This is a genomic window from Mesorhizobium sp. P2_D5 (assembly GCF_056404355.1).
The window spans coordinates 115664-138212 of record NZ_JBFUEE010000004.1 but is presented as its reverse complement, the minus strand read 5'-3'; the positions used below and the strand labels follow the sequence as shown (position 1 = coordinate 138212).

The window sequence follows — 22549 nt, the reverse complement described above, 5'->3', positions numbered from 1 at the left end:
TACCGGACATGGCATCGCCATCCGCCATCTTTACGCAGATGGTTTCGACCACTCTGCGCAACACCGCGACAGAAGTTGCGGACAACGTCTCCAAGCATACCCCGCTGCTCAACCGCCTGAAGGCCAAGGGCAACGTGAAAGTCCTCGACGGCGGCACCGAAATTCAGGTTCCGCTCGAGTACGGCGAAAACCAGACCTATTTGCGCTATGGCGGCTACGACACGTTGAACACGAACGCGTCGGACATCGTCACTTCCGCGAAATACGACTGGGCTCAGATCGCCTTGCATGTCGTGTCGAGCGGCAAGGAGCTTCGCCAGAACGCCGGCAAGTCGGCGATGATCAACCTGGTGAAGATGAAGAAAAAGAACGTCATGAAGACCGCGTCGAACAACTTCTCGATCGACGTGTTTTCGGACGGCTCGCTGCCCAACCAGATCAACGGTCTTGCCAACATCATCCAGTCGAACGGACAAGGCACCGTTGGCGCGATCGATTCGTCGGCAACCGTCAGCGCGTTCTGGCGCAACAAGTTCCGGGAAATCCCCGGCACCAACGCCTACACCAAGGACACCATCCTTGGCGAAATGAACCAGCTCTGGATGGACCTCACTGTCGGCAGCGAAACGCCTGACCTGATCGTGTACTCGTACGACCTGTTCACGATTTTCGAGGCGTCGCAGCAGCAGTGGCAGCGCTACATCGACGAAGAAAAGGCCAAGGCCGGGTTCCTCGGCTACAAGTACAAAACGGCCGATGTCATCTTCGACGCAAACGCCAACTTCGCGACCAACGCGGAGAAGGGATACTTCCTCAACACCGACTATCTGTACCTGTTCCAGCACAAGGACGCGCAGTGGTCGGAGGACGAGGCCAAGAAGCCGGTCAATCAGGACGCCGTGGTTATCCCTTACTATTGGATGGGAAATCTGGCGTGCTCGAACCGGTCTCGCCAGGGCCTTCTCCTGGACGCGGCATAAGGAGATCAGATCATGACCGCTTTTGTAGGCGCCGACCTCGGCGCAACGTACTCTGCTGCCCGCCTCTCTGGCACCGAAAGCTATGGTGCGCCGGGTATTGGGGACATCTATGTCAGCCACGACAACAAGCGCTATCGCTTCGTCCGGTATCGGGCCGGCGCTGGCGTCATTGCTGCTGTGGCCGGCAACGCCGTCGGCTTCTATGCCCCGGGTGGAGCCTCGACTGGCGTGACGAACGAAGTCACGTCGGACGTGTCGGATACCAATGGCGCAGCGGCCGGGGTTCTGGTTTCGGCGCCCAACGCCGATGAATACTGCTGGATCCAGACCGGCGGTGTTGCCATTTCCGCGACGGCTCTTGTCTCGGGCGCGGATGGCAACGCCATGACGCTGTCGAGCACGACAGATGGGGCTTGGAAAGTTATGAGCGCTGTCACCCAGGCAGTGGGCGCCGTCCTTATCGACGACACGACCAAGACCCTCATGCTGACCTGTCCGTAAGCAGGCAAAGGGGCGGGCTTTCGGGTCCGCCCCATTCTTTTGCTCACCTTCCAATTCTAGACGGAGAACAAATCATGGCCGACGAACAGAAACCGGTGATCCGCGTCATCGGGTTTAGCACCACTTACGAGCGATTGGCGAAGCGCGGCACTGATCCGCTGAACGAAGACATCGACCCGAAGGGCTACCTTCTCGACAGGAAGGGTAACCGTATTCTCGAAAACGTCGCGGTCGACTGGGTCACGTGGGCGCCGGTTGGCGGCGTTTTGTCGACCCAGACGACGGATCGGATCAAGAGTATCCGTCCCGACGATTCCATGCTGCGCAATGACAGCAGCGGTACCAAGGGAGCATTCATGCGCGCCCGCTGGGCTCAGATCGAGCCGGCGTTTAATGCATGGAAAGGCGGCCAGGAAATCCCGCTGAACGGCACGCCGCTCGGAGCATGGCCGGCTGTCAATGCGGGTCAGGTCGACGTGCTTCGCCATTACGGCATCCGCACAGTCGAAGAAGTCAGCGGGCTGTCAGAAGCGCAGATCGAGCGCATCACATTGCCTGGGATGCGCGACCTTCAGAGACAGGCCCGCACGTTCCTCGACAATTCCGACCGTGCCGATTCCGCCAAGCGCGAGGCCGACAAGGATAGTCAGCTTGAGGCGATGAAGGAACGTCTTGCCGAGATGGAGGCGCTGCTGGAGACCAAGACCGCACCAAAGGCGGACGAGACGACCGACGACGAAGTGACAGAGCTCCGCGCGCAGCTCGACGCCAAGGGCATCACCTATGACAAGCGCTGGGCTGCTCCCAAGCTTCGCGCCGCGCTGATGGCGGAAGCCGCCTGATATGACGATCCTGACCGTCATTCAGAACGCAAGTCTGGCGATCGGGATCGCTCGCCCGTCGGCGGTGTATTCCAGCACCGACCGCGAGCTTGTCGAAATGCAGTCGGTCGCCAATGAGGCGGCCAACGTCATTGCAGAGGCCTTCGACTGGCAGAAGTTGCGCAAGATAGCGACGACTGCCGGCGATGGCGTCTCGGAAGCCTTCAGCCTGCCAGCCGACTATGGCCGGATGCTGAGCACCGCCTCGCTATGGTCGAGCCGCTTCACCTGGGACATGCAGCATATCGTCAGCAGTGACGAATGGCTGGGCATCACGGTTTGGCCGGTCAATCCGCTCGTCGGGGCGTGGACGATCTATGGCAACCAACTGCACATCCTGCCGATCATGGGCGCCAGCGAGACAGCGAAATTCTTCTACATCCACAACCAGATCGTTTCAGGCGGCCAAACCCAGTTCACGTCCGATGCCGACACGTTCGTTCTGGATGAGCGGTTGCTGAAGCTGGCAATCATCTATCTGTGGAAGCAGGAAAAGGGCCAGGACTTCGCCGCGGAACTTTCCGACTACGAAATCGCCCTGACCCAGGCAATGGACAAGGACGGCGGGTCAAAGCCGACCGTCTCGGGGAATCGCTCGCGGGGCAACTGGCGGCGTTCCAATGTCTGGCCCGGCACGGTCGCGGGATAAACCGTGAAAAGCGCTTACCTCGCCAAGAACGCGAAGCCCGGCCGGCAACGCAACACCCAGATCGTGACGCTACCGGCGCCGCTCGCCGGCTGGAGCACGGCAAGCAGTCTGGCGAATCCGACGCCGGCCACCGCCCAGGTGCTGGAAAACTGGAGGCCGACCACGACAGGCATCAGGGCGCGCGGTGGCAGCCTGACACATGCCACGGTTTCGATTGCGGGCGATCCGGTCGAAAGCCTGATTTCCTTCAATGCGCCTTCAGGCAAGAAGCTTTTCGCCGCGACCGAAACCAGCATTTTCGACGTGACGACGGTTGCCGATCCGGACGTTCCCCCGGCCGCCGTCGTGACCGGCCAGACCAACGGATATTATTCCTATACCGACTTCACCACGTCGGGCACGGAGTTCCTGACCATCGTCAACGGCCATGATCTGCTGCGGGTCTATGATCCGGTCGGCGGCTGGCAAGTCGTGACGGGCGTTTCGGCCCCGGTCGCCATCACGGGCATTGCATCGACCGCGATGCTGTCCTTCGTCTGTGTGTACCGCCAGCGGCAGTTCTTCATTCAGGCGTCGTCGCTGATCATGCGCTATCTGCCGGTCAGTTCGGTCGGCGGCGCTCTTGGTACGTTTGATCTGAACGGCGTTTTCCAGCGCGGCGGCGCGCTCCATTTCATTTCAACGTGGTCGATGGATACCGGCGACGGCCTCGACGACAAGATTGTCTTGGTGACTGATCAGGGCGAGGTGGCCGTTTATCAGGGATCGAACCCGGCCGACGCCAACGATTGGCAACTGGTCGGCCGCTATGATCTGGCGGAGCCGCTTGGTCCGCGCGGTTCGATGCATGCCGGCGGCGATCTGCTGATCTTAACGGCTGACGGAATCGTTCCAATTTCCATTGCAGTCAGCAAGGACCGCGCTGCAATCGACCTTTCGACGATATCGCGCGAGATCGGCCCTGATTGGCGCCGGGAAGCAGTCGCCAGGCGCACGCTGCCTTGGGAAATCGTGAAGTGGCCGGAACGCAGCTACGCGATTGTAAACTGCCCTGTGACCACCGATGACCAGCAGCCGATTTGCTTCGTCGTCAACACCCAGACCGGCGCCTGGTGCAAATACACCAACTGGGACACCCGCTGCCTGACCCTGCACGACGGGCAACTGTATTTCGGGACCAACGACGGGCGCGTGAAACTTGCCGAAGTCGGCGGCAACGATGACGGCGCCGGCATCTATTACACGTGCGTCGCCAACCCAGACAATCTCGGCGTGCCGGGCGCGACAAAGACCGTTCATCAAGCCAGAGCGACCTATATCGGCTCGACGCCGTTCATCGACAAACTGTCGGTCTCGATGAATTACGTGATCGATCTACCATCGCCACCGGATGCAGCGACCGACATTTCGTCAAACGAATGGGACAGCGGACAATGGGACGTTGCCCTTTGGGACGGCCCGGAAAACCCTGTGCAGGTGCTGGCGCGCTGGCGCTCGATTGGCCGCAGCGGGTACGTCATGCAGTGGCAATCCCAGATCACGGGCGGCCTCACGCCCCTTCCTGACACCGAACTGGTCAGCATCGACGTGTCATTCGAAATCGGGGCCACAATCGTATGACCGAATACACGATCAGCCGCGAAAGCTTTACTGCAGCCTGGCGTGAAATCGAGCCCTTGGCGCGCATGCATTTCGAAGAAACTCGCGCACGCTTTGCCGCCGAAGGCATGCCCATGGGGCCTTTCAACCCGCGTCTCGATATCTACGAAAAGGCTGATCAGGGCGGCTATCTCTTCACGTTCGTTGTGCGGCTGGACGGCCGGGCGGTCGGGCATTCGACCGTCTATATCCAGACGGACATGCACAACCGCGAGACCATTGCGCGCGAAGACACGATTTACGTCCACCCCGATCATCGCAACGGCGTCGGGCGACGGCTCACCAAACACATTCTGGAATTTTTGAAATCGCAGGGCGTCGTGCGCGCGACAATCGACGCCCGAACCGATCCCCGTGCGGTCGCACTTTGGCGCCGGCTTGGTTTCAAGCCTGTCGCCGAAGTCATGATGATCACCTTCTAAGGAGCCGAAGCAATGTGCGCACCAAGCATGCCGGAACCGCCAGATCCGAAGGAAACCGCAGCGGCCCAGACTGGCACGAATGTTTCCACCGCTCAGGCGAATGCCGCGCTCGGCAACGTCAACCAGATCACGCCCTACGGCAATCTGACGTATTCGAAGAGTGGCAGCCAGTTCATCACCGACCCTACCGGCGGGCAGACGTATTGGAAGTCTCCCACGGGCGAATACCAGACCGCCGCGCCAACCATGCAGACCGGAGCAGCGACGACCCACCAAGTCCCGATTTACAGCGGCGGTGGTGGCGGGCACAATGGCGACGGCGGCCGGACGATTACCGGCTATCGCACGGAAACCGTGCCTGGCACTTCGTCGGCGCCTGAAGGCTGGACCCAGGTGCAGGGCTACGAAGTCCCAACCTACACCGCGACCCAAAGCCTGAGCCCGTCCCAGCAAGCGATTTTCAACCAATCGCAGACGGCTCAGAAGAACCTTGCAGCCACGGCCGCCGATCGGTCGGCTTTCCTGCAAAGCTACCTCGGCAAGCCAATGGACTATTCAGGGGTTCCGGCGGCTGGCAACGCGTCGAGCCTGACCATGCCGAACTATCAGAAGTTCGGCGACGGCCCGCAGCTTCAGAGCCAGATCGACAATGCCGGCGAAATCACAAGGAACTATGGCCCGGCGGATCAGAGCTATTCGACGAACACCAAGGCGGTGGAAGACGCGATGTATTCGCGCCTCAATCCGCAGATGGACCAGCAGCGCGCAGCGCTGGAAACGCAACTCGCCAATCAGGGCATTCGCGTGGGCTCGGATGCCTATGCCAACTCCATGAAAATCCTGAACCAAGGCCAGAACGACCAGCGGACTTCCGTGCTGCTAGCGTCGGGTCAGGAGCAGTCACGGCTTGCCGATCTGGACGCGCAGCGCGCCGGATTTCAGAACGCGGCTCAGGCGCAGCAGTATAGTCAGAACGCGAACAATGCGACGTTTGGCAACACGCAGCTCCAGCAGATGTTCGCCAACGAGAACCAGGTTACCGGGCAGAACAACCAGCTTCAGGACAGTGCGCTCAATGCCCAGCTTTCCCGGTTCAATGCGCAGAACCAGGCGCACACGCAGGGCCTGAGCGAAGCCTATGCCGCCCGCCAGCAGCCGCTGAACGAGATCACCGGCCTGCTCAATGGCTCGCAGATCCAGCAGCCGAATTTCGTCAATACGAACATGCCGACGATCCCGACCGTCGACTATGCCGGCTTGGTCAACGACAACTACAATCAGCGCCTCGCCATCGCCCAACAGCAAGCCCAGGCGTCACAGGGCATTCTCGGCGGCCTGTTCGGTCTCGGCGGAAAGCTGATTGGTCTGTCCGACGATGACGCCAAGCGCGACAAGTCTCGCGTCATCGATCTCGATGACAACGGAACCGGCCTTTGGACCTACAACTACAAGGACGATCCGAAGGGCACGCCGAAGCGTCTTGGCCTTATGGCCAGCGAAGTCGAGAAGAGCGTACCTGAAGCCGTGTCACGCCGGCCGGACGGATATCGACAGGTCGACTACGGCAAGGCCCTGACCGGCCTCTTCGCCCTTGGAGCACACTGAAATGGTCGGCTACCTCTTCGGCAAGGGTCAGGAATATGCAACGCCGGCAGAACTGGCCAAGGCGCGCGCCATAGCGAACGCGATGCTGGCCAACAGCCGGGCGCCGCGAGATGTTGGCGAGGGTATCAGTGCGCTTGGCGACGGGATCGTAACGGCGGTGCTCAACAGCCGCGCCGATGCCTCCGAAAAGTCGGGCATGGACAAGGCGAACGCAGCCTTCAACCCGATCCTGGCAGCGCTCGGCGGGTCATCTGCTTTCCCGGCCGCACCGTCCAGCAAGGTCGCCAAGGCACTGGCAGGCCCTGCCGACAACAGCGGCGATCAACTCGCATGGACCGACGCCAAGCCCTATCAAAAGGCACTGCTCAATACGATTTCAGGCCCGGAGAGCGGCGGCCGATACGACATCATTTATGGTGGCGGCAAGTTCGATGATTTCTCGCATCACCCGAACCGGGCTGTTCGTATCCAGACTGGGCCAAATGCCGGGCGCACCTCGTCGGCTGCCGGCAAATATCAGTTCCTGGGCTCGACGTGGGACCAGCAGGCGAAGGAACTCGGCCTCCCTGATTTCTCGCCTGCCAATCAGGACAAGGCCGCATGGAACCTTGCCGCTGAGACCTACAAGGCGCAGACAGGGCAAGTCCTCGATGACGTGTTGCAGTCTGGCGACCCGGCAGCAATTGCCAATGTGGGCAAGGTGCTGAGTGGGACGTGGACTAGCCTTCCCGGCGGCATCGAGCAGGGCACGAACACCAACCGATTTGTTGCGACCTATCAGAAAGCGCTTGGCGCTGGCGCTACGCCAGAGCAGGCCCAACAGGCAGCGGCACAGGAACAGGGTCCAGTGCAAGTCGCCAGCCTCGATCCGTCGGCGGGCTTTGGGCGGTCCGACCCTTACGCGAAAATCCCGGCCACCGATGGTATGGGCCAGGATCAGCGCGCCAAATTCCGGCAGTGGAATTCCGACCCGATCGCTAACAACGCCGCCAATATGGGTTCGATCGATCCTGCCATGGCGCGAGTTGTCGCGCGGGCGAAGCAGATCGCCGGCACGGATTTTGTGATCGGCTCGGGCAAGCGTTCTCCCGCCGACCAGCGCAAGGCAATCGAATTTGGCTGGTCCGGTACGGAAAACTCGGATCATTTGACCGGCGGTGCTGCTGATCTGTGGCCGATCGACAAGAGCGGCGCGGTCGTCTTCGATCCGCAGAAACAACAGCAGATCGTCGCGGCGATGAAGCAGGCCGCGAACGAGCTCGGCGTTGATATGGAGGCTGGCGCCGACTGGCGTAAAAAGGACGTGCCGCATTTCGGCATGGTCGGCCAGACGCCTATGCAGGGTCCGATTCCGGAACAGCGTCCCGGCGACGTACAGGTGGCTTCGAATGATCCATCTGCCGGAATGGGCGCGGCTGCCACTGCGCCACAAGGCCCCGGCCAAGCCGGAGAAATCCGTCAAGGTGCAGACGGCCGATCCTACCAGTACGTCCAGACGACAGGCATGGCTGGCGCGACGGGTGATCAAGGCTGGATCCCCGTCAATCCAGATGCGTTGCAGCCCGGCCCCGCTGGCGGCCCTGGTGCAGTCACACCGGCCGGGCAGCGTGTCTTTGCCGCGATGATGAACCCGCAGCCGATGACAGGCGGACCGGCTCCTATGCCTATGCAGGGACCGCAGGGCGGTGCATTCCCGCCCGCACCGCCTCCGCCGCAAGCTCAGGCTGCCAGTCCGGTTGCTCAGGCGCTGTTCGGCAAGCCAGCCGCTCCACAACAGCAGATGACCGCGCAAACTGATCCGTCGATGATCCCGGCCGCCGCTGGAGGCACTGCCGACACGTTCGACGCGTCACAAGGCCCGAGCATGCAGCAGCTTTACAACGCGCTTCAGCAGCCGTTCCTGAGCGACGAGCAGAAGGATATCATCGGAGCGGAAATCCAGCGTAAGCAGCAGGAAGCCGACCCGCTGCGCCAGCTTCAGATCCAGGCGGCCCGGAAGTCGCTGGCGGTCCCGCCGAAGCAGTGGCAGAAGCTTGACGACAACACGCTGTTTGACCCGGCATCAGGTGAAACCAAGCAGATCGGCGCCGCTGGCCCGACGAAGTTCGAAGGAACCGGCCTCGACGCTCAGGCATGGAACATTCTGCAAAGTGCCGATCCTTCGTCACGCGAGTACGCGACGGCATACGCGATCATTTCGCAGCCAAAGACCCAGCTTGTTCAAACTGAAAACGGCTTGGTGCCCGTTCAAGTGCCGCCGACCCTTCCGGCTTGGCTGAAAGCGCCTGGCGGTGGCCCTGCTGCGCCCGTCGGCAACTCACCCTCCGCACCGCCTGCCGCGCCCGCACCGGCTGCACCGGCTCCCGCACGGGTTCCGCCTGCCGCCGCGCCCATGTCTGCTCCGGCTCCAGCGCCAGCCCCTCCGGGGTCGCCGGCTGCGGGCGCAGCCATTCCCGGCACCATGAAAGCGCCGACAGAAGCACAATTGCGCAATCAGCAGCTTTATCAGGTGGCAGCGCCGGAACTGAAGATTGTCGAAGACAACTTCGACGCCCTTTCCAATCTCCGCGATCAGGCTTGGTCGGCGATCCCCGGCAGCGATAATTACGGCGCGAACTACATGCAAACGCCGCAGTATCAGCGCGCCAAGAATTCATTGCAGACGATCATCGCGACGTACCTCTACAGCACGTCCGGCGCCACCGCGAACCCTGGCGAAGTCGCAAACCAAGCCTCTGTTCTCATGCCAAAGCCGGGCGAAGACCCGACCTCGGTCGCCGACAAGCGCGCGCGCATCCGCACCATGGTCGACGCGATCAAGACGGCAGGCGGCGGACAACCAGGCGCTGCCCCTTCCGACGCCAAATCGGCCCTCAAGCAAAAGTACGGTCTCGACTGATGGCTGATCTCGCACGCATCAAAGGCAACATTGGCAAGATGGTCGCTCAGGACGCGCCTGAAGCGGACATCGACGCCTACATTGCGTCTGAAGGCGTCTCGCTGAACGACCTGCGCAATTTCAAGCCGACGGGCCACAATGCCCCGGAATATGTGCCGCCCGGAGTGAAGGGCTACGATCCGAAAACCGGCGAGGTGGCACCGGGCCAAAATACGTCCATGATGAACAAGCTCGGCGCGTTTTCGTCGAGCGCGCTCAACGGCGTGCCGATCGCCGGCCCCTACATCAAAGCGGGTGTGGAACGTCTCGGCGGGATGCTTTCCGACGAGAGTCCTGAACAGCATCGCTACGCGCTTGAACAAGCCACCGATCGTGCGGTGCGCGACAATCCCTACACCGCCACTGCTGGCGGCGTCGCTGGCGCTGTCGCGGGCACGCTGCCGGCCATGGCGGCGGCTCCGGAGGCGTTTGGCATTGGTCTGGCTTCGCCGACTCTTAGGATGGGTGTTAGCGCGCTTAGCGGCGGTGGGATCAATGCAGCAGATAGTGCGGTGCGTTCTGGCGGCGATTTGCGAGAGACCGCAAAAGGCTTCGGCCTGGGGTTTGGTACAGGGGCGGCGGCTCCGGTGCTTGCCCCTTTGGTCGGCAGGGGCGTCAAAGCCATGGCTGACAATGTGCAGATCAGCGCCATCGCCCGCGCGCTCGGGCTCGACAAGCGAGCGGTTTCCGTCTTGTCGAAAGCTGTCAGGGATGACGCCATAGACCCGGCTGCGCTGCCCAATCTCGGCGCTGACGGCATGATAATGGATCTTGGCCCGAACATGCGCCATACGGCCGGCGCTATCGCTGCCACGCCCAGTGAGGGGAAGCAGATCGTTCGTGGCGCAATCGGCGCACGTGACGCGGACGCGAACTGGCGCATCCGGTCAACACTTGACGATACCCTTGGCCCAGCTCCTACACCTTCCGCCGTCGCCGATCGTATCGGTCGAAACCAACAGCGTTTGCAGCCCGAATACCGGGAGGCGTTGCGGGACGCTGGCCCGGTCGACACTCTTCCGATTGCCCGCTACCTCGAACAGGAGGCGCAATCGTTGCGCGGCGAGCCGCAACGCGTCGTGCAGCGCGTCCGCGCCATGCTCGACCATCAGCCGACGCCGGCAGATATCGCCCGCGCCCGCACCAACGGTGAGCCGCCTCCCGGCACGACTCTTGTGTCGGATGCCGGGGAGTTGCTGAACACCCGTCACGCCATCGACGACATGCTGGAAACGACGCTGGGATCGAATGCGGTCAACGCGCTGACGACGGCGCGCCAGGCCGTTGACGACGAGCTTCGCGCATCGGTTCCCGGCCTCAAGGAAGTTGACAGCAAATATGCCGAACTGGCCCGCCAGCGCACCGCTCTTCAGCGCGGCCAGACGGTGCTGTCCGATGGGCGTGAAGCGCCGCGACCGGTCGAACTTGCTGCGGAGGTGCAGAACGGGGCGTTGCCGCAGGGTATGCAGATCGGGCCATCTGCTGTGCCGCTTCGCCTGCGTGAGGGCGCTCGGGCTGAGATAGAGCGCATCGTCGGGACCAGAGCGAACGACCGTGTTGCTCTTCAGCAGATCATCAAGGGCGAAGGAGACTGGAACCGGGCGCGCTTGTCGAGCCTGTGGGGCAAGGAAAAGACAGATCGTGTGATTGATCTGTTGGACCGTGAGAGGCTGTTTGCCGACACGTCAAACATTGTCACCCGCAACTCGGAAAGCGCCGCGCGTATCGCCGCTCAGGATGCCGTCACTGGTGAAGCCGGCAGGGGCTTCGGCGTGCCTGAAGCCTTCATGGCCGGCGGCATTCGCGGCGCGGTTCGCGCGTCAGGCTACAGGACGGCGGAAAACATCATCAACGCGCTTCGCAGTGGCGGTAACGAGAAAGCGATTTCGGATATGGCGCGGTCATTGACGGCGGGCCAGCAAAGCCCTGTTCTGGCTGCACTCATGAAAGCCAGTCAGGGATCTCCGCTGCAACAGTCACATGTCGATCGTGTCGCGCGGGCTCTTCTTATGTCGTCTGCCGAACGTCGTCATTGATCGCTCGTCGTACAGCAGCGAGTTGATCATAAAAGCTAAAGTCACAGCGACAGACCCGACGCAAAGGCCAAGAATAAACTCGGTCGTCATCTGATCCAAAAACCAGTCCAACCCCTGATGCAAAACCGCCAGCACCGCGATGGTGATCACGGCGGCAATGATTTGCAAAACGGTCGTTCGCGACATCACCACACCCGCCATGCGATCACGCACAGGGCAAGAAAACAAAACCAAACACCGAAGCGGAGCTCCCGCTGCATTCGGTCGTGAGCATTAACAGTCGAACGCGCCAAGGTCTCCAAGTGGCCTTGGAAAGCATCCCGCTCCGTATCCATTGCCAGCTTCACGCCTTGATAGACGGCAATCTTGAATTCGGCGGGGCTGTAGTTGTCCATTCTTGATCTTCTAGCCGATTTCCGGGCGCTCGTTAAGAGCCGCCCAAGTGTCTCAACAATCTGACTACGGAGAACGCCGGATGCCCCGCGTCAATAAAGTCATGCAGCTATTGCCGGGCACCTATGGCAGCCCGAACACGACGGTCAAGTCGGCGCCCTACAATGCCCAAGTCGACGACTTTGTTGCTGAAATGAACAGTGCGCGGCCGATCGAGTATGGCGGCACTGCTGCCGGGACCGCTGTCGGTGGCGCGGATAGTCTCTCCACCAACGGCGCCAACATCGCGAGCGCGGCCACAACCGACATTGGCGCGGCGACTGGCGTAAACATCGGCATCACAGGCACGACCACCATCACGTCGTTCGGTACGAAAACGGCGGGCGTCAAGCGGTACATCAGCTTTGGCGGCGCTCTGACGCTCACCCACAACGCAACGTCGCTGATCCTGCCGACTGGTGCGGATATCGTCACCGCAGCCGGCGATAACTGCGTGGCACTCTCGCTTGGCTCGGGCAACTGGAGGGTGATCAACTATCAACAGGCGGGGGCGCAACGGCTTCTGAGCGGCACAACGCTGACCCTGATCGACGCCGGCTCTACCGTTGGCCCTGACCTCAAACTGTTCAGGGACTCCGCATCTCCTGCCAACGTGGATTTGATTGGCCGCGTGCTGTTTCAGGGAAGAGACAGCGCGGGCAATATCCAAGATTATGCGGACATCACAGGAAGAATTACAAATGCCACATCAGCTTCAGAAGGCGGTCGACTGAATTTTAATACGACCGGTGGCGGCGTATCTAAAACCATCGCGACCATAGATGGTTTTGGCGTGACGGTAGATGGAGATATCACCGCTACCAACGGTACATTTTCATCGGTGTTGTCAGCCAATACGCTGAGCGGTGTTAGTGTCACCTCCAGCTTTGACGTCACCGTCGGCAGAGGGGTGCAATTCCCGGCAACGCAGTTGGCGTCTTCAGATGCCAACAACCTCGACGATTACGAGGAAGGCACGTGGACCCCGGCATTTTCGTTTGGAACGGGCGGCACTGCCGGTTTCGTCTATTCAAACCAGGCTGGCACATACACCAAGACAGGGCGGGGAGTTCTCGCGACCTTTGACAACACGGTATCGACGCTGGGCAGCGGCTCCGGAACAGCAACCCTTACCGGCCTGCCGTTCTCTGCGACAGCGCTCTGCTCAGGGCCGGTTGGCCTTTACGCGAGCATGTCGTCCATATCCGGAGCCCTGACTGTGCTCGCCGTCTCCACGGTCTTGCAAATTAAAATCGGCGGCACGACGGGCACTTCCGATCTGAACAAAACGAACATGGCAGCAACCACCCGCATGAGCGGCACAGTTGCTTATCAAACGTCATAAAGAGGAAATCACCATGCGAAACACGATCCTAAACCAGATCACGCTCTGTGCTGATGGCTCGATCGGCATCCAACTCCTGAAGCAAGTCGTCGACAATGCCGAAGTGCTGCTTTCGGAACCTCACCGGACGGTGGTGGATCCCTTCGGGGATGTCGCCGAGCAGGTGGCCGCCGTCAACGCGCACCTCGCTTCGATGGGCTACCCGGCCGTGCCAGATGAAGGCGTTCAGCGCATCGAGGCCTTGCGCGTCGTGCAGAACAAATCGCCGGACGTTCAGGCGAAGATGGACGCAGTGAAGGCGGCACGGGACGAAGCGGCGGCGGTGGCGGAAAGGGTGAAAGCGGAAACGTTGTCGGCTGAAAAACTGCTGTCAACGACTGCCCTGAGCACTCGCGCCTAGTGGCGCCGCTTGCTGGCCATCTGAACGGCCTCATCGATCTGGCTACGAAGGTTGAGCAGATCCTTGTGTTGAAATTCTAAGGGCAAATTCGCCCCGCCCTCCAGCCTTAACAGGAGAGCTACCGTTCCATCCTCCTTCATCGCCAATTGAGTACCTGTTGCTCGGATGCCTTGAAGGGCAGGCTGCTTAGTTGCCGGCAGAACATCAAGTAGTTTCCCGGCTTCTGCGGCAAGCGCTGCAATAGCGAGCGGAATGCATTTGATCGCAAAGTCCAACTGATAAATTTGCTTGTCGACGGACCCAAAAACTACAGACACAGCCTCGGCTGCTTCGTTCATCCCGGATGACAAGACGACCTCTAACATCGGTGCTTTCATAACATTTTCTGGCATGAGGACTTTCCTCTATTAGCCGTCCAAGCCCGGCCCCCGAACACTGTAGTCAATCATCATCTGAAAGGACAATACCATCATGGACCGCAACTTTGCGCGGGCGCTTGCGCTCGTCTTGAAATCTGAAGGTGGGTGGTCGGACAATCCGGCCGACCCTGGCGGCGCCACCATGAAAGGCGTCACGCTCGCCAACTTCCGCCGCTATGTGAAGGCCGATGCGACGAAGGACGACCTTCGCCATATCACCGATGCCCAGATTGCGACGGTCTACCGCCGGTTCTATTGGGACGCCATTGCGGGTGCCGAACTGCCGGACGGAGTCGACTATGCGGTGTTCGATTTCGCGGTCAACAGCGGACCGGATAGGGCAGCCAAATACCTTCAGGCCGCCTGTGGGGCCAATATCAAGCAGGATGGCAAGATCGGTCCTGCGACGCTTTCAGCGGTGCGAGCAAAGCCGGCCGGCGTCATCATCGATACGGTATCTGACGCCCGCCTGGCCTTTCTGAAGCGGCTCCCGACGTGGAAGACATTCGGCAGGGGCTGGCAAAGCCGGGTCTCTTCGGTGCGCGCTGCTGCCATAGCAATGTCCGCGCAGCCGACACCGGAGAAGCCCTCTGTCGTCAAGGTCAACGTGCCGGTCGAAGTGGACAAGCCGACCGTTCCGCACCTGGTCGATACCAAGGTGAAGGAGAAGACCAACCGCTGGAGCTGGATCACCACGGCTTTGGGCAGTGGCGGCATTGGCCTTGGCTGGCTCGGCGGCATGGATTGGCAGGCGATCCTTGCCGGCGGTGTGGTGCTGATCATGGTTCTGCTGATCCTGCTCGTTCTCAAAAGCCAGATCATCAACGCCGTGAAGGACATCCGATCGACGGTGGAGAATTGAGATGGGCGCGCTCATAGCCTTTCTCACCGCCAACTCGACAATCTTGGCGATCGGTGCGGCCATCATCGGCGCGCTCGGCTTCGGCTTGCAGCAACGCGTTGCCGGCGCCAAGGCGGAACGAAACAAGCAGGCGACCGACAATGCCGCCGCCGCGACAGAGGGCCAGAAGATCGATGATGCCGTGGCCGGACGGACGGCTGATGACAATCGGGGGAGGCTTGGCAAATGGTCAAAGTCCTGACGCTGGCGGCGTTGCTCGCCATAGCCGGTTGCCAGACGGCCAGCGGATCGTTCTGCGCCGTTGAACATCCGATCAGGCCGACGAAGGCGGAAGTCGCCACGCTCTCGGATGCGTCGGTGGCGGCTATCCTGGCTCATAACGAGAAGGGCCAGCGTCTTTGCGGGTGGGTTCCCTGATGGCAGCATCGGCGACGAAAAGCCTTGAAATGATGGTTGGCGGCCTCGTCGCCGCTATGGAAGGCGTCCAGCGAGACGTGACCGAAATCCGCCGCGACATCAAGGACAGCGATTCCCGTGCTGCGCTCAGTTATGAGCAGTCAGAACAGCGTGCCGCCGCTAGCCGAGCGAAAATGTATCAAAAGACTGACGAGCTGGTCGAACGGGTCGCGGCAACGGAAACGGCTGTCGGCAAGCTGAATGACGACATGACCAGCGTGAAGGTGGTCACCGCCGAGGTAACAAGGTGGAAGCTTATGGGGCTCGGCGCTTTGGGCGTCACCGGCATGGCGGCGGCGGCACTTGCCTCGCTGGTCACGGCGTACTGGTCCGACATCTGGCGCGTGCTGCGGGGCGGGTGAACGAATTGGAGCTATCTATCGGAATGTGCTATGATTCTCTTCGTGGGCAAGAAGGCAAAGCAGAGCCGTGAGGAGCCAATCGACCGCGAACGGGTGGCCGAAGCTGACTTCTATGCCCGCAGATGCGGTCTTACCCGAGAGGAAGCTTTGAGGCTTCTCAAAGAGGCCAGCCCGCCAACGCCCGCAGCCCAAATGGCAGGCAAGGGCAAGGGCCGCTAGGCCACGGGGAATTGACTCGATAATCGCGCAATAGGGCGTACTCTACCCTTCGTCGGCGCTCGTTGGGGGGCATTGCCGCTTGGGAGACTAGACTGCACTCTCGCCCATTTTGAGGGGATTGCGATGCTGCGTATCCCGCAAAGCCAAATCCTAAACCCGGAGGATTTAGCGACCTGTCAGCGTGTATTTGATCAGATATGCAACGATGCCAGGTTGGGCCGCGCTTTCGTGGATGGCGAGATTCTGGCGTCAACCGTGCTGGCCATTTTTCTGAGCGGCACAACCGAGGATGATGCTGAATTGCTGGCCGCAGTACGTGCCCGCCGCACAGACTTCACGAAGCTGCCAAGCTAACCAAGCTATGGAAAGTAAAAGGCCCCAGCGCGGGGTGAGTGCGCAAGGGCCCTTCGTGGCATGTACGAGCTACCTAGCATGTCCGGTTATCAGCGTGCGCTAATATGCTCAACAAATCGTAAATGGCGCTCACCGGCTGATCAGTCTTTGGTCTGCCGCTGACGACGCGCAACCAACCCTCCGCCGATCGTTGACCCAATGCTGCTTGACCATGACCCTGGCCCGCTGCTGAAAAGGCAGCGGGCTTTTTGTGCCCTTAGGGAAACCTGTTGCAGAGAGTGAAGTTTTGATCCTGCTCGGCGGTCACTCTCCGAGCGCCACCGGTGGCGGGCTCTTTTTATGTTTTAGACGCAACTAATGTTTCCCCAGAAAGTTACTCTCCGCCAGCTAACGTCCCATGCTGGCGTCTTTGGAGCCCGTCACCTTTGACCCAAGGTGGCGGGCTTTTTTGTGCATGCTGGAACGGTTTGTTATCTGGCTCGTTTCGGCTGCGCATCTGTTGACGCGGGTGCACGAAAGTTGTTTCGACAGCTTTCGGGGCCCGTCACGGCTTCCTCCGTGGCGGGCTTTTGTTTTTGATCAGCTTGAAACCAGCGATGGGCCAAGCGGCTTGTGCTTTGGCTGTTCGTGCCAAATGACCTGGCGCAGGTCGCGCATATCAACCTGCTGCCCGCACGTTGGGCATGTATAAAAGTTATCATCCTCATCGACAGGGGCGCCGCCGTGCCGCTTGCCGGGGATCGGTGGTCCAAGGTCGGATTGCTTTTTCAATCCGTCACCTGCACGCGATCAGCGGCGACAATCTCCCTGTCCACCGTGATGATTCCGCCGCCATCCGTCCGCACTGTGATCTTGCCCTCCTCGGCGTCAATGCGCGTCACGAACCCGGTGATCTCGACCCTGTCGCCCGGCTTGGCCTTCTGCGGCGTGTCGATGGCGAAGGGGTAGTTGTAAGAGGGGATGTTGACGCTCAACAGGCCGCCCGGCAGGACTTTCATGATCGTGGCCGTAAGTGTCACTTCGTCGCCCAGCTGAAAGCCTTTGGCCATTGGTTTGCGTCCCGTTTCCCCATAAACATTCAATTCAGCTAAAATGTTCCGGAACGGAATCGAGCGTCACGGCTTGAATCGCGTTCCTGGGCGGGTTCTGTGCATGATTAAGGCCGATCGGCTGTCGTTCATTTCCCCGATGATGCCGACCTTGGTGGAGAAACCTCCCGAGGGCGATGGCTGGATTCATGAGGTCAAGTTCGACGGCTACCGCTCCCAGATCGTTCTGGAAGGCAATATCGTCCGCATCTTCACCCGCCGCGGTCTCGACTGGACGTCGGAGTATCGCGACCTAGCCGCCGCTGCCGCCTTGCTCGAGGTGGAAAGCGCCATCATCGACGGTGAGATCATCGTTTTGAACGACGCCGGCCTGTCCGACTTCGCCGCGCTATGGACGGCGATCACTCGGCGCCAGCAAGACCTGTATTTCGTCGCCTTCGATCTTCTGCACCTGAATGGCCACGACCTACGCAACATGCCTCTTGAAGACCGCCGCGAGATCCTGGCTGAGATGATCCCGGAAGGTGGTCGCATCCAATTCAGTCAGGCGCTGCCGGGCGACGCCAAGGCGATCTTTCATCTGGTCGATCAGGCCGGCCTTGAAGGCATGGTTTCAAAGCGCAAGGACAGCAAATACCGAAGCGGTCCGTCGACCAACTGGCTGAAGGCGAAATGCTACACGATCGATGAATACCAATTGCTTGGCGTCGAGCGTGAGCCCGGCAAGCCAGCCTTCGCACTGATGGCCGACCGTGCGACCGGGAGGTATGTCGGCACTGCCTTTATCAATTCCAGCCGCGCGATCCGCGAGCGCCTATGGAAGCGCGTCCAGGAGCACGCAGGACCGCCTCCCAAGGGCATGACGCGGCCGGCGACGCAATGGGTCAAGCCGGGCATCATTGGCCGAGTGAAGCACCTGCGCGGCGAGGATGATCTGCGCCATGCCTCGCTACAGGATTTTCGGGAGGAAGGAACCTAATACCACTCGCCAGCTTATGCCGAGGTGAGCACACGCGGAATCAACTTCCTGGATCAATGGATTGCCAACAACGTCCCCGAGACGACGAAGGCCGATGTCATCTCGGTTGACGAGCTAACCCACAAGCTGTTTGCCGATGCCAAATGGGTGGGGATCAAGCGGGAAGAGATCGACGAGGAAGTCGACAGCCTTTATCGAACGATCCTCGACGCGATTGTGCACTACGATGCGAGCCTGCCAGAATAGCCTTGCCGGCCAATCAGAGATGAGGAATATAATCCTCCCGTTGCGGCGATCCCCTTTAACGGAGTTCGCCTATGGCCAGATCGAACCCATCCAAGCAGTTATCGCAGGCTGAAATCGAACGCTTTCTTGTGGCGGCGGAAGCGCTGCACTGGAGCATCGTCAAGCCGTTCATATCGCCGCATTGCGAGCACTACCGGCAGACGCGCGTCTTGCATGAAGTGCTGTTGAAGGCCGTGCGGGAAGTCACAGGGAAGGAAGTCGAGTTTATCCCGTGGAACACCACGGGACCGGTGCGGCCTCCTACGGCTGGGTAGCTTGTGGGACTTCAGTCTTAGTCCCGCCAATAGGCTTAGTTGCGCAGTTGCTAATACGCCCATAGCTTAAATCACGAAGTTCCGCGCGGCGACATGAACGCTAGAATGTTGGAGGGCCTACAATGGTCCGTTTCGCGTCGAGGCTACGCAACCTTGAGTTGGACGAGAGCCCGAAGTGGCAAACACTAATACGCCTCGCTGGAGGACTCTCTAGTGACGAGAAGAAGAAGGCCGAACACATAAGGCACAAACTCGCTTTGCACGATGAAGCCAAGGCAAAACTGGAATGCGATCTGAACAATAAGCTCGCGGCGGGTGCCCGCTTAGATACATATCAGCCCCTTAAAGACGATACGCCTCAATGCCCGCGCTGCTGGATATGGCGGGCAAGCCATGAGCCTATGCGTGACCAAGGCAGGGGTGAGAACGCTTTGTTCAAATGTCACGAGTGTGGCTATACCGTGGTTTTCGCGCCTCAAAGCCGCGTTGACCAGTCGGGCGCATCCGCCGTCACAAAAAGATAGATTACGACCAAGACCAGCACCGCCAGCACGGCAAGCCCAATCCATAGCGCGAGTTTCATTCGGTTCATGGCAGGCAGGTAATCAGGCATCGCCTGCGCCGCAATTCAATTGGCCGTGTCCGGCGCTACGGCTTTGTACCGCAGGGAAGGGACTTAAGTCTTAGTTGAGCTATTGCTAATATGCCTATAGCTTAGGCAGCGCGGGAGGGACGTCCAATCACAACCCGCAGTGACCGGTGCGGCCTGTGCATCCCCAAGATCCCCAAGGCCGCACCGGCCATCCGGCGCACAAGGTGAAGTATGCCAGCCGGACCTGAGCTGCCCGCAAGAACCACCTACATTGTCAGAGTGTTCGAGAAACCGCATTGGCGCACGGTGCTAACCACCAAAGACAAGCTGGCGGCCTTCGAGATGGCAAAGGAGATCGGCGACAAGGTCAGGGTGGAAGAGATCACGCCGAAGCCGAAATAAAGCGGAGGCGGGCCCGACACCTTTGGGTTTGGGAACTCCGAGACGCCGGGCCCTTGGACCGGAGAGATGGGTGGATCCCCCCAAGCCCCATCAATAATGTGCTCCTAATATATGCCGGTGGCAATTTCACTTCCGCAGCCTCACCCTAGGCGGGGGCATCGCCAAATCGAAGCGCTAGCGGAACAGTAGGAAGGCCATGCGCTGCGCTTGCGCCGTCATATCAGATAAGCCTAATGTAATTCATGATCTGGCCATTGAGGGGGTGCGGCAGCACATTCGGGTTGGGCGCTACCATCGCCGCGGCCTGCGCCTTCGGAGTTCCTTTGGCATCGGCACATGATGACTGGTACGAAAAACAGTGCTGCCATGACCAGCATTGCGAGCCGATGGCAGACGATGCCGTCCGCGAAACAAGTCAGGGCTTCAAGGTGCCGTCAGGCGAATTGCTGCCTTACGCAGACCGCAGGGTGCGTCAGTCACACGATATGCGTTTTCATTGGTGTCATGCCCAAAAAGTAACGGCAGGCCGGCATCGTGAGATACCATCTGGCAACCCTGACATTACGATCTGCCTGTACGTGCCGCCCAAGTCATTCTGAACTTGGCCGTGAGCCTACGCACTCCCGTCTGTCTCGCTTTCCTCGTCGATCATCTGGACCGGCAGATAGGCATTCGTTTCCAGCCACTCACGCAAAATCCTCGCGATAAGGTCGGGCCTGGACACCTTCATCTCGGCGGCGATGGAGTTGAGCGCATCCTCCGTTGCACGCTCCAGCGGTACGCCAGCGACGTTCCGGAGCATCAGGGCAGCGCGGCGAAGGATAATCTGTAGATCTGCCCGTGACACGTCTGCAATGCGATCTGCGGCGCTCTCAAGCTCTTCGGCGATGGAAAGGCGGCTCATCGGAATTCAAATCACCTTTTGTTGCCGTCACTCAATTCCCGTTGAGTTTTTCCACCCTGTGGAAGTCGGAGAGTGCTTGAAAAAAGCGCTGCGCTTGCCGTCGGGCTGCGTCAGACTTTATCGAAGCGGTGGGTGAATGGAACCGGAGATAACGATGCACGGTAATTTCCCTAGCTTCCGTCGCGCTCGCATTGTGCGCCGGGACGACACCTGGACATTCGTCGAGAGCGAAGTACTCCGCAAGCACTGGCCGGATACTGAATTGTTGCGCAGACATCTTCCGCATCGGAGCGAGAAAGCCATCAGGAGGATGGCGAAAAAGTGCGGGCTAATACCGGACAAGGAACAGCACATTTGGACCATTGCTCAGGATTCCAAATTGCGCCGCTTTGCCGCCGAGGGCAGGGACCGCAAGAGTATGGCCTGCGAGCTGGGCCTGACAGTGGCGCAGGTCGCCAACCGTCTCCTCTATAAGAAAATCAACATTGCCAAGCGCCCACCCGTTCCAACGGGCGACGCCCTGGTGGATGCGATCAAGCGTCGGGCCTTTGATTTGCGAATGACGACGATCGATCTGGATAGATCCCTTGGCAACAAGAAGGTCTTTCGCAATTTCTGCAGAGGTAAAACCGTGCCGCCCGCCCGCATACATCAAGCTGTGGCAGCTCTCGGCGGTCGGATGGTAGTCGAATGGGACGACGAATGAGCGTCTTCTTCCGGCGCCGGGTCGAGGCGACGATTGAACACATGATCGGTCTTTTGGATGAGATGGATGGCGACCCGGACTTGGAGGCTGAGCCGGCGGAAGAACAGCACGACCGCGAGGCCGTCGACTTCAGGTTCGTCATAGCCGAGATGTCTAGACGGAGGCGACTTTCACGCCACTGATATTTGAAACGGACAAAGCCGGCCGAGACCTGAAACCCTCGCGCCGGCTTTTTTGTGCCTTCATGGCGGCGGCCCTCGCTTTGGCGACGCGGGGAGTGTTGGCGGTCAGAGGCGCAAGGCCTCGATGTGTTTCCGCGACCGGTCTATGTAACGGGCAAGTTCGCTGTCCTGCGAAATCATGTCGCCCAGCATCGCCTTCATGTCAGCTTGGTCACTCTGGGCGGCAAGTTCTCGCGGCAGGGCATCAATGACTGCAACGGCATAAGCTAACGCTGATGCGATGATGTGCGCATCCCGGCCACCAAAATCGTGCTTCATGACTTAGTCCTCAGCCTCACGCCTGGGCTTCCATGATTCAGAAACTCGATGCCGGCTTCCTCAAGAACGGTCATCACGGCGCGCACCTTGTCCAGTCCGCTGGTCAGCATCTCGCCGCCCTTCTTCTCCATGGCGCTTACCGTGTTGATGTTGATGCCGGCCCGCTTCGCAAGCGTCCCTTGGTCCATATCAGCCAAGGCGCGCGCGGCGCGAAGCTGGTTTCCGGTTGTGAGCATTCTGTGTCCTTTTCTTATCCAGCTAGTATTTTTTCATAGTTTGCTGTTGACGGCAAGCTAATACTAATTCATGGTCAACTGGTAAATAAAACCAGTTAACA

At 60.1% G+C, this 22549-nt stretch carries 32 protein-coding genes; 23 read left to right on the top strand and 9 right to left on the bottom strand.

The genetic code is table 11. From position 1 onward, the window contains the following. Positions 1–8 precede the first annotated feature (8 nt). From AC1DYW_RS18305 to AC1DYW_RS18290, 4 genes are all read left to right on the top strand, one after another. Entirely contained in the window at positions 9–980 is a 972-nt protein-coding gene (locus AC1DYW_RS18305; protein WP_477227171.1) for a phage major capsid protein, read from the top strand. 12 nt (positions 981–992) lie between these two features. Beyond that, positions 993–1481, top strand: coding sequence for a hypothetical protein (locus AC1DYW_RS18300; RefSeq protein WP_477227170.1), 489 nt, complete (start codon positions 993–995; stop codon positions 1479–1481). A 74-nt stretch (positions 1482–1555) separates the two neighbouring features. After that, a complete protein-coding gene (locus AC1DYW_RS18295) occupies positions 1556–2323 on the top strand; it encodes a hypothetical protein (RefSeq protein ID WP_477227169.1) in 768 nt (255 codons plus the stop codon). Position 2324: 1 nt separating this feature from the next. Continuing rightward, positions 2325–3011, top strand: a complete 687-nt coding sequence (locus tag AC1DYW_RS18290) for a phage adaptor protein (RefSeq protein ID WP_477227168.1) — start codon at positions 2325–2327, stop codon at positions 3009–3011. Positions 3012–3025: 14 nt separating this feature from the next. Here AC1DYW_RS18290 and AC1DYW_RS18285 read toward each other — a convergent pair whose 3' ends face one another. Continuing rightward, positions 3026–3373 (bottom strand): hypothetical protein, encoded by a 348-nt coding sequence (locus tag AC1DYW_RS18285; RefSeq protein ID WP_477227167.1) that lies wholly within the window; start codon positions 3371–3373, stop codon positions 3026–3028. On the opposite strand from AC1DYW_RS18285, the gene AC1DYW_RS18280 reads away from it, so the two are divergent. The 5 genes from AC1DYW_RS18280 to AC1DYW_RS18260 all read left to right on the top strand — a co-directional run bounded on the left by AC1DYW_RS18280 (position 3357) and on the right by AC1DYW_RS18260 (position 11671). Next, positions 3357–4631, top strand: a complete 1275-nt coding sequence (locus AC1DYW_RS18280; protein WP_477227166.1) for a hypothetical protein — start codon at positions 3357–3359, stop codon at positions 4629–4631. The genes AC1DYW_RS18285 and AC1DYW_RS18280 overlap by 17 nt on opposite strands. Beyond that, positions 4628–5092, top strand: a complete 465-nt coding sequence (locus AC1DYW_RS18275; protein ID WP_477227165.1) for a GNAT family N-acetyltransferase — start codon at positions 4628–4630, stop codon at positions 5090–5092. The genes AC1DYW_RS18280 and AC1DYW_RS18275 overlap by 4 nt, the downstream gene beginning before the upstream one ends. A gap of 12 nt (positions 5093–5104) precedes the next feature. After that, positions 5105–6697: a tail fiber domain-containing protein gene (locus tag AC1DYW_RS18270; RefSeq protein ID WP_477227164.1), complete on the top strand. Its 1593-nt coding sequence runs from the start codon at positions 5105–5107 to the stop codon at positions 6695–6697. A 1-nt stretch (position 6698) separates the two neighbouring features. Continuing rightward, positions 6699–9596 (top strand): hypothetical protein, encoded by a 2898-nt coding sequence (locus AC1DYW_RS18265; protein WP_477227163.1) that lies wholly within the window; start codon positions 6699–6701, stop codon positions 9594–9596. A 164-nt stretch (positions 9597–9760) separates the two neighbouring features. After that, positions 9761–11671: a hypothetical protein gene (locus tag AC1DYW_RS18260; RefSeq protein WP_477227162.1), complete on the top strand. Its 1911-nt coding sequence runs from the start codon at positions 9761–9763 to the stop codon at positions 11669–11671. On the opposite strand, the gene AC1DYW_RS18255 is transcribed toward AC1DYW_RS18260, so the two are convergent. Together AC1DYW_RS18255 and AC1DYW_RS18250 are read right to left on the bottom strand one after the other, a co-directional pair. Further along, positions 11612–11872: a hypothetical protein gene (locus tag AC1DYW_RS18255; protein ID WP_477227161.1), complete on the bottom strand. Its 261-nt coding sequence runs from the start codon at positions 11870–11872 to the stop codon at positions 11612–11614. The genes AC1DYW_RS18260 and AC1DYW_RS18255 overlap by 60 nt on opposite strands. Then, positions 11857–12066, bottom strand: coding sequence for a hypothetical protein (locus AC1DYW_RS18250; RefSeq protein ID WP_477227160.1), 210 nt, complete (start codon positions 12064–12066; stop codon positions 11857–11859). The genes AC1DYW_RS18255 and AC1DYW_RS18250 overlap by 16 nt, the downstream gene beginning before the upstream one ends. An 80-nt stretch (positions 12067–12146) precedes the next feature. On the opposite strand from AC1DYW_RS18250, the gene AC1DYW_RS18245 reads away from it, so the two are divergent. Together AC1DYW_RS18245 and AC1DYW_RS18240 are read left to right on the top strand one after the other, a co-directional pair. After that, positions 12147–13448 carry a hypothetical protein gene (locus AC1DYW_RS18245; RefSeq protein ID WP_477227159.1) on the top strand — a complete coding sequence of 434 codons (1302 nt, stop codon included), beginning with the start codon at positions 12147–12149 and terminating at the stop codon, positions 13446–13448. Further along, entirely contained in the window at positions 13429–13848 is a 420-nt protein-coding gene (locus tag AC1DYW_RS18240) for a hypothetical protein (protein ID WP_477227158.1), read from the top strand. Before AC1DYW_RS18245 ends, AC1DYW_RS18240 begins: the two co-directional genes overlap by 20 nt. On the opposite strand, the gene AC1DYW_RS18235 is transcribed toward AC1DYW_RS18240, so the two are convergent. Next, a complete protein-coding gene (locus AC1DYW_RS18235) occupies positions 13845–14240 on the bottom strand; it encodes a hypothetical protein (RefSeq protein WP_477227157.1) in 396 nt (131 codons plus the stop codon). The two genes, AC1DYW_RS18240 and AC1DYW_RS18235, sit on opposite strands and share 4 nt — an antisense overlap. A gap of 79 nt (positions 14241–14319) precedes the next feature. On the opposite strand from AC1DYW_RS18235, the gene AC1DYW_RS18230 reads away from it, so the two are divergent. From AC1DYW_RS18230 to AC1DYW_RS18205, 6 genes are all read left to right on the top strand, one after another. Continuing rightward, complete coding sequence (locus tag AC1DYW_RS18230; RefSeq protein WP_477227156.1) at positions 14320–15129, top strand: glycoside hydrolase family 108 protein; 810 nt, start codon at positions 14320–14322, stop codon at positions 15127–15129. Between the two features lies 1 nt (position 15130). After that, positions 15131–15370, top strand: a complete 240-nt coding sequence (locus tag AC1DYW_RS18225; RefSeq protein ID WP_477227155.1) for an ABC transporter permease — start codon at positions 15131–15133, stop codon at positions 15368–15370. Then, positions 15355–15546 (top strand): hypothetical protein, encoded by a 192-nt coding sequence (locus AC1DYW_RS18220; RefSeq protein ID WP_477227154.1) that lies wholly within the window; start codon positions 15355–15357, stop codon positions 15544–15546. The genes AC1DYW_RS18225 and AC1DYW_RS18220 overlap by 16 nt, the downstream gene beginning before the upstream one ends. Next, positions 15546–15947 carry a DUF1515 family protein gene (locus tag AC1DYW_RS18215; protein ID WP_477227153.1) on the top strand — a complete coding sequence of 134 codons (402 nt, stop codon included), beginning with the start codon at positions 15546–15548 and terminating at the stop codon, positions 15945–15947. Before AC1DYW_RS18220 ends, AC1DYW_RS18215 begins: the two co-directional genes overlap by 1 nt. 30 nt (positions 15948–15977) lie before the next feature. Continuing rightward, positions 15978–16166: a hypothetical protein gene (locus tag AC1DYW_RS18210; RefSeq protein ID WP_477227152.1), complete on the top strand. Its 189-nt coding sequence runs from the start codon at positions 15978–15980 to the stop codon at positions 16164–16166. A gap of 123 nt (positions 16167–16289) precedes the next feature. Further along, entirely contained in the window at positions 16290–16520 is a 231-nt protein-coding gene (locus tag AC1DYW_RS18205) for a hypothetical protein (protein ID WP_477227151.1), read from the top strand. 767 nt (positions 16521–17287) lie between these two features. Here the strand turns inward: AC1DYW_RS18205 and AC1DYW_RS18200 are convergent. Continuing rightward, complete coding sequence (locus AC1DYW_RS18200) at positions 17288–17569, bottom strand: hypothetical protein (protein WP_477227150.1); 282 nt, start codon at positions 17567–17569, stop codon at positions 17288–17290. Between the two features lie 103 nt (positions 17570–17672). On the opposite strand from AC1DYW_RS18200, the gene AC1DYW_RS18195 reads away from it, so the two are divergent. The 3 genes from AC1DYW_RS18195 to AC1DYW_RS18185 all read left to right on the top strand — a co-directional run bounded on the left by AC1DYW_RS18195 (position 17673) and on the right by AC1DYW_RS18185 (position 19108). Then, positions 17673–18548 carry an ATP-dependent DNA ligase gene (locus tag AC1DYW_RS18195; RefSeq protein WP_477227149.1) on the top strand — a complete coding sequence of 292 codons (876 nt, stop codon included), beginning with the start codon at positions 17673–17675 and terminating at the stop codon, positions 18546–18548. A 24-nt stretch (positions 18549–18572) separates the two neighbouring features. Further along, positions 18573–18794, top strand: coding sequence for a DUF768 domain-containing protein (locus AC1DYW_RS18190; protein WP_477227148.1), 222 nt, complete (start codon positions 18573–18575; stop codon positions 18792–18794). A gap of 71 nt (positions 18795–18865) precedes the next feature. Continuing rightward, positions 18866–19108 (top strand): hypothetical protein, encoded by a 243-nt coding sequence (locus AC1DYW_RS18185; protein WP_477227147.1) that lies wholly within the window; start codon positions 18866–18868, stop codon positions 19106–19108. 475 nt (positions 19109–19583) lie between these two features. Here AC1DYW_RS18185 and AC1DYW_RS18180 read toward each other — a convergent pair whose 3' ends face one another. Further along, positions 19584–19721, bottom strand: coding sequence for a hypothetical protein (locus AC1DYW_RS18180; protein WP_477227146.1), 138 nt, complete (start codon positions 19719–19721; stop codon positions 19584–19586). Between the two features lie 210 nt (positions 19722–19931). Here AC1DYW_RS18180 and AC1DYW_RS18175 point away from each other — a divergent pair, with 210 nt between their 5' ends. Continuing rightward, positions 19932–20102, top strand: coding sequence for a hypothetical protein (locus AC1DYW_RS18175; protein WP_477227145.1), 171 nt, complete (start codon positions 19932–19934; stop codon positions 20100–20102). A 613-nt stretch (positions 20103–20715) separates the two neighbouring features. Here AC1DYW_RS18175 and AC1DYW_RS18170 read toward each other — a convergent pair. After that, on the bottom strand, positions 20716–21006 hold the full coding sequence (locus AC1DYW_RS18170; protein WP_477227144.1) for a hypothetical protein: 291 nt from the start codon (positions 21004–21006) through the stop codon (positions 20716–20718). A 154-nt stretch (positions 21007–21160) separates the two neighbouring features. Between AC1DYW_RS18170 and AC1DYW_RS18165 the strand changes: the two genes are divergently transcribed. After that, positions 21161–21712, top strand: a complete 552-nt coding sequence (locus AC1DYW_RS18165) for a hypothetical protein (protein WP_477227143.1) — start codon at positions 21161–21163, stop codon at positions 21710–21712. After that, the gene (locus AC1DYW_RS18160) at positions 21709–21894 is read left to right on the top strand and encodes a hypothetical protein (RefSeq protein ID WP_477227142.1); all 186 of its coding nucleotides are present in this window, start codon (positions 21709–21711) and stop codon (positions 21892–21894) included. Before AC1DYW_RS18165 ends, AC1DYW_RS18160 begins: the two co-directional genes overlap by 4 nt. 105 nt (positions 21895–21999) lie before the next feature. On the opposite strand, the gene AC1DYW_RS18155 is transcribed toward AC1DYW_RS18160, so the two are convergent. Beyond that, positions 22000–22212, bottom strand: coding sequence for a hypothetical protein (locus AC1DYW_RS18155; protein ID WP_477227141.1), 213 nt, complete (start codon positions 22210–22212; stop codon positions 22000–22002). Next, positions 22209–22448, bottom strand: coding sequence for a hypothetical protein (locus AC1DYW_RS18150; protein ID WP_477227140.1), 240 nt, complete (start codon positions 22446–22448; stop codon positions 22209–22211). The genes AC1DYW_RS18155 and AC1DYW_RS18150 overlap by 4 nt, the downstream gene beginning before the upstream one ends. Positions 22449–22549: the final 101 nt, after the last annotated feature.